General features: G+C 61.3%; 1 protein-coding gene and 1 pseudogene. Both read left to right on the top strand.

The window, feature by feature from the left end; all coding sequences use genetic code 11:
- Positions 1-131: 131 nt before the first annotated feature.
- Positions 132-1,415, top strand: a complete 1,284-nt coding sequence (locus AC1DT3_RS15520) for an O-acetylhomoserine aminocarboxypropyltransferase (RefSeq protein ID WP_477466143.1) — start codon at positions 132-134, stop codon at positions 1,413-1,415.
- A gap of 592 nt (positions 1,416-2,007) precedes the next feature.
- Positions 2,008-3,398, top strand: a pseudogene (locus tag AC1DT3_RS15515) (hypothetical protein); the annotation flags it as partial.

The raw sequence follows: 3,398 nt of genomic DNA, 5'->3' as shown, positions 1-3,398 counted from the left end.
CTTTCAGGAAAAGGCTTCCAGAAACTGAGCCTGAACCGTCCCTGATCCTTGACTGGCGAACGTTTCGTTCTTTAAATAGAACTCACGCTCCCCTGAATTCAACAGAGTTTTGGTTCACTCAAGGATCTGAGATGGCTGACCGGCACCCGGGATTTAGCACGCTTTCCATTCACGCCGGCGCGGCGCCCGATGCGGCGACCGGCGCCCGGGCGACGCCGATCTATCAAACGACCTCGTTCGTCTTTGACGACGTAGACCACGCGGCCTCTTTGTTCGGCTTGCAGGCGTTTGGTAACATCTATTCCCGCATCGGAAATCCGACCTGTGCCGTTCTTGAGGAGCGCGTCGCCGCGCTTGAAGGCGGCACGGCAGGTTTGGCCGTCGCCTCGGGTCACGCGGCGGAGTTCCTCGTCTTCCACGCCCTGTTGCAGCCAGGCGACGAGTTCGTGGCAGCCAAGAAGCTCTATGGCGGCTCAATCAACCAGTTCAACCATTCGTACAAGAATTTCGGCTGGAACGTCGTCTGGGCGGATTCCGACGACCCTTCCACGTTCGAAGCAGCGATCACACCCAAGACCAAGGCGATCTTTATCGAATCCATCGCCAATCCCGGCGGCGTCATCGTCGATATCGCAGCGTTGTCGGCGATCGCCAAGAAGCACAAAATTCCGCTCATCGTCGATAACACGATGGCGACGCCGTATCTCATCCGCCCGTTCGAGTACGGCGCCGACATCATCGTGCATTCCGCCACTAAGTTTTTGGGCGGCCACGGCAATTCCATCGGCGGCGTCATCGTCGACGGAGGCTCTTTCAACTTCGCCGGCGACGACCGCTACCCGATGCTCTCCAAGCCGCGCCCCGAATATGGCGGCATGGTGCTGGGCGAAACCTTCGGCAATTTCGGTTTTGCCATCGCCTGCCGCGTGCTCGGCTTGCGCGATCTCGGCCCCGCGCTTTCGCCGTTCAACGCGTTCCTTATCCTGAACGGAATCGAGACCCTGCCGCTGCGCATGCAGCGCCATTCCGACAACGCCTTGCGAGTCGCTGAGCATCTGGCGGCGCACAACAAAATCGAGTGGGTCAGCTATCCGGGCCTGAAGAGCGACCGCTACCATGCGCTGGCCAAGCAGTATTGCCCCAAGGGCGCGGGCGCGGTGTTCACGTTCGGCCTCAAGGGCGGCTACGAGGCAGGTGTGAAGTTGGTATCGAACCTCAAGCTGTTTTCGCATCTGGCAAATATCGGCGATACCCGTTCTCTGGTGATCCACCCTGCCTCCACCACCCACCGCCAGCTTACCGACGAGCAGAAGCGCCAGGCCGGCGCCGGGCCGGAAGTGGTTCGCCTTTCCATCGGGCTTGAAGACACCGAGGACCTCATCGACGATCTCGATCAGGCGCTCTCCGCGGCCTGAACGAGCGGGCATTGCGGGAGTCATCTCGTCCTTCGAGATGCGGCCTTGCGACCGCTTCTCAGGGATGAGGCTTCGAGGCGGGACGCTTTTCCCAGGATGTCATCACCGGGCTTGTCCAGGTGACCCCGAGTTTTGAAGCGTGGTGCTCATCCGACCGAAGTCGGCCCCCCCTAGCGCCGCATCGCTGTGCTCGCGAAGACGCAAGCCCGTCGTAGGTCTCCTTCCCTCGCTGCGCTCGCCGGGGATGACACGGAGCGTGCGTCCGGCGACGTCCCACGGAACCCACTCCAACGCGCCTTCCGCAGACGCGCAGAACTCACATCCGAGCGTCCCTGGAAGTGCGCTCCCGCACGCCTTGTGCCGAGTAGCTGGCAGCGTAATCCCAAATAGCCGGAAGACGATATTCTCCGAGTCGGCGTGAAGTCGTAATATCGGCCAGTCAAAACTTAGTATTCAATGCGTTTTGCAGGATTATTTTCGGCGATTGCTGCGGACGATTTCCCGTTCGGAACAAGTGTGTTCCCGTGCGCCCGTTCTTGTGCGCACGCCATACTCCCGTGAGCTTTGAGCCGGCACCCAAGGAGAAGAGACGATGCCCGCAATTCAATGGCTATCCCTGCTCGAACCGATCAACGACGTGATCACCGGCACGCCGGGTAACGACACGCTGGGCGCGGGCGCCGCTGGCGATCTCGTGTACGGCTTCGGAGGCAATGACGTCCTCAGCAGCACGTTCAATCGCACTGGCCTGATCGGCGGTTGGGGCAACGATCGCCTGACCACACAGATCGCTGTCGCGGCGCAAGGCGGCACTGCGCACGGGATCGGCGTCCAGATCGGCGGAGAGGGTCACGACAGGCTCAATGCGACCGTGACGGTCCACGGGCCCGCGCAGACCGACAATGTCCTCGGCGAGCTCTATCTTTCGGGTGGTTCCGGCAACGACACCATCAACGCCACAGCGAACGTGACGTTCTTTACCCTTGGCAATGCGACGCTGAAGAATGTGGTTTGCGGCGGCAGCGGAAGCGACGTCATCAACGCGACGGCGGATGCCACCAATACCATCGGCAACAACACCGTCTCGAACACCGTTCATGCTGGATCCGGTAACGACCGTGTCACCGCTGTCGCCGATACGGAGCTTTCGGGATCCGTCGCGACCGCCACGAACGTGTTGACCGGCGGCTCCGGAAACGACGTGCTCGACGCCTCCGCCTTCGGTCGCGCCAACACGACGGGGCTCATCTCCAACGCGCTGGATGGCGGGGACGGTAACGACACATTGCACGCTTTCAACTTTACGGATTCGAACTCGCGCGCTCCCGTGGGCGTCAACGATCTCACCGGCGGAGACGGCAACGACGTTCTGGAAGCCATACACTCGACGGACGGCGAGAACACCGTTACCGACGTCACCAATCTTCTCGATGGCGGCAGCGGCAACGACAGGCTGACGGCGGATTCCACGGCACTCGGCGGCTTCGTGAAGGCGACGAACGACCTGGCGGGCGGGACCGGAAGCGATACGCTTTACGCCAATCTCCTCGTCGACGCCCACGGCGGCCCGAACTTCCTCAACCTCGATCTCTACAAGGCACTGAATCTTCTCACTGGCGGCTCGGGCAACGACCGTCTGGAAGCGGTTCTGAACATCACCGCCAATCCGTTCGAGCCCGACAATTCCAGCGCCGAGAACCATCTCGAAGGTGGCGCCGGCAACGACGTTCTGATCGGCCGGGTAGTCGCCAACGGCGTCACAGGCACGAGCTTCCTCGACGGCGGCTCAGGCAATGATCGTCTGACCGTATTCGGCKGTTCGGAAAACATGCTTCAAGGCGGCACCGGCAAAGACATTCTGACCAGCGGCGCCGGCAACGATCACATGTTTGGCGGGAGCGACGCGGACGTGTTCGTGTTCGCACCGACGAACGGGCACGACATGGTGGCGTTCGAGAAAGGCAAGGACAAGATCGACTTGAC

The organism is Microvirga sp. P4_G7 (assembly GCF_056401005.1).
This window is presented reverse-complemented; position numbering and strand designations above follow the sequence as displayed.

Coding starts and splice junctions, on each gene's coding strand:
- AC1DT3_RS15520 (WP_477466143.1), top strand. CDS start 132: ATGGCTGACCGGCACCCGGGATTTAGCACGCTTTCCATTCACGCCGGC.